This is a genomic window from Rhizobacter sp. P3_B12 (genome assembly GCF_056402895.1).
The window spans coordinates 1-2,486 of the sequence record NZ_JBFUGN010000907.1 but is presented as its reverse complement, the minus strand read 5'-3'; the positions used below and the strand labels follow the sequence as shown (position 1 = coordinate 2,486).

At 68.4% G+C, this 2,486-nt stretch carries 3 protein-coding genes; all 3 read right to left on the bottom strand.

Going from position 1 to position 2,486, the window contains the following annotated elements:
• Positions 1–997, bottom strand: a 997-nt coding sequence (locus AC1D01_RS29880; protein ID WP_477872893.1) for an ABC-F family ATP-binding cassette domain-containing protein, incomplete at its 3' end; no start/stop codon positions are given.
• A 44-nt stretch (positions 998–1,041) separates the two neighbouring features.
• Positions 1,042–1,986 (bottom strand): glutathione synthase, encoded by a 945-nt coding sequence (gene gshB, locus AC1D01_RS29875; protein ID WP_477872891.1) that lies wholly within the window; start codon positions 1,984–1,986, stop codon positions 1,042–1,044.
• Between the two features lie 20 nt (positions 1,987–2,006).
• On the bottom strand, positions 2,007–2,486 hold a 480-nt coding region (locus AC1D01_RS29870; RefSeq protein WP_477872889.1), incomplete at its 5' end, for a benzoate/H(+) symporter BenE family transporter.

Below are 2,486 nucleotides of genomic sequence, written 5' to 3'. Positions count from 1 at the left end.
GGATGGTGGCGGTGAAGTCCGTCACGATCACCTTCTCGCCGAAGCGCAGGTTCACGTCGCGCAGCTCGGCGACGATCTTGCCGCTGGGTGCGCCGGAATCGACTTCCAGGCGCACCTGGCCGAGCGAATCGCGGCGCTTCTGGCGCTGGTCGCGCAGCACTTCGAGCCGCTGGATGCGCGCCACGCTGCGCGTGCGGCGGGCTTCGACGCCCTTGCGGATCCACACCTCTTCCTGGGCCAGCAGCTTGTCGGCGCGCGCGTTGGCGAGCGCGTCGGACGCGAGCTGCTCTTCCTTCATGCGCTCGTAGGCCGTGAAGTTGCCGGGGTAGCTGCGGATGATGCCGCGATCGAGTTCGACGATGCGGGTGGCCACGCCGTCGAGGAAGGCGCGGTCGTGGGTGATCAGCATCACGCTGCCCTTGAAGCTGCGCAGCAGCTCCTCGAGCCAGGCGATCGAATCGAGGTCGAGGTGGTTGGTGGGCTCGTCGAGCAGCAGCACGTCGGGCACCGCGACCAGGGCTTGCGCCAGCGCGACGCGCTTCTTCATGCCGCCGGAGAGCTGGCCGATCTCGCGCGTGCCGTCGAGGTGGAGCTGCGCGAGCGTGGTGTCCACGCGCTGCTCCCAGTTCCAGGCGTCGAGCGCCTCGATGCGTGTCTGCAGGGCGTCGAGGTCGACGCCGTCGGCGTGTTCTTCATAGGCCTGACGCACGGCACGGGCTTCGGCCACGCCTTCGCTGACGGCTTCGAACACCGAGTGGCCGGGTTCGAACACGGGCTCCTGCGGCACGTAGCAGATGCGCACGCCCTGCGTCATCTGCAGCAGGCCGTCGTCGAGCTTTTCCAGCCCGGCGATGATCTTCAGCATCGAGGACTTGCCGGCGCCGTTGCGCCCGATCAACCCGAGGCGCTCACCGGTTTCGAGCGAGAACGCCGCGTTGTCGAGCAGGGCCACGTGGCCGAAGGCCAGGTGGGCATTGGAAAGCGAGAGGACGGCCATGGGGAAACCAACGGAGGAAACCGTGATTATCCCGTGCCCGGGCTTCAGGGGAGCTGGGCCTCCAGCGCGTCGACGAACATCTCTGCCACGTCGAAGCCCGCCTGCTGCGTGATTTCCTGGAAGCAGGTCGGGCTGGTCACGTTGATCTCGGTCAGGCTGTCGCCGATGATGTCGAGCCCGACCAGCAGCAGCCCGCGCGCGGCGAGCACCGGGCCGAGCGCCTCGGCGATCTCGCGGTCGCGGGGCGACAGCGGCTGTGCGACGCCCTTGCCGCCGGCGGCCAGGTTGCCGCGGATCTCGCTGCCTTGCGGGATGCGCGCCAGCGAGAACGGCACCGGCACGCCGCCGATCACCAGCACGCGCTTGTCGCCCTTGACGATCTCGGGCAGGTAGCGCTGCACCATCACCGTTTGCGTGCCGCCCTTGTTCAGCGTCTCGGTGATGCTGCCGAGGTTGAGCCCGTCGGGGCCGACGCGGAAGATGCCCATGCCGCCCATGCCGTCGAGCGGCTTCAGGATGATGTCGTGGTGCACCGCATGGAAGCGCTTGATCTCGGCCTCGTCGCGCGTGACGAGTGTCGGGCCGATGAAGTCGGGGAACTCGAGGATCGCGAGCTTTTCCGGGTGGTCGCGCAGCGAGGCCGGCTTGTTGAAGACGCGGGCGCCTTCGCGCTCGGCCTGTTGCAGCAGGTGGGTGGCGTAGAAGTACTCGCTGTCGAAGGGCGGGTCCTTGCGCATCAGCACCGCGGTGAGGTCGGCGAGTGCGAGCGTCTGCGCGGGCTGTTCGGCGAACCAGGCGTGGGGGTCGGTGGTGACGGTGAAGGGTCGCAGCTTGGCGTGCACGCGGCCGCCGCGTTCCCAGACCAGGTCGCGCGGTTCGCAGGCGGCGAGTGCGTGGCCGCGGCGTGYGGCTTCGCGCATCATCGCGAAGGTGGAGTCCTTGTAGGTCTTGAAGCCTTCCAGCGGGTCGGCAACGAACAGCAGCGTCATGGCGGGGCGCTCTCTTTCGGTCAGGCGGCGATGCGGGGCCGCCACTGTTGCACAAAAAGCGCGAGCGCGCCGRCGACCACGCCCCAGAAGGCCGAGCCGATGCCCCAGAGGCTGAGGCCGCTCAGCGTGACGAGGAAGGTGATCAGTGCGGCCTCGCGGTGCGCGTCTTCCTTCAGTGCGGAGGCCAGGCCGTTGCCGATGGTGCCGAGCAGCGCGAGGCCTGCGATCGCGACCACGAGATCGCGGGGAAAGGCCGTCAGCACGCCGGTGACCGCTGCGCCGAACAGCCCGATCACGCAGTAGATCAGCCCGCAACTGACGGCGGCCATGTAGCGGCGGTTCTTGTCTTCATGCGCTTCACGGCCCATGCAGATGGCGGCGGTGATGGCGGACAGGTTCATGGCGAACGCACCGAACGGCGCGAGCAGCAGCGTGGCGAGGCCGGAGATCGTGATGAGTTTCGAGATCGGCATGTCGTAGCCAGCCGCGCGGATCGCAGC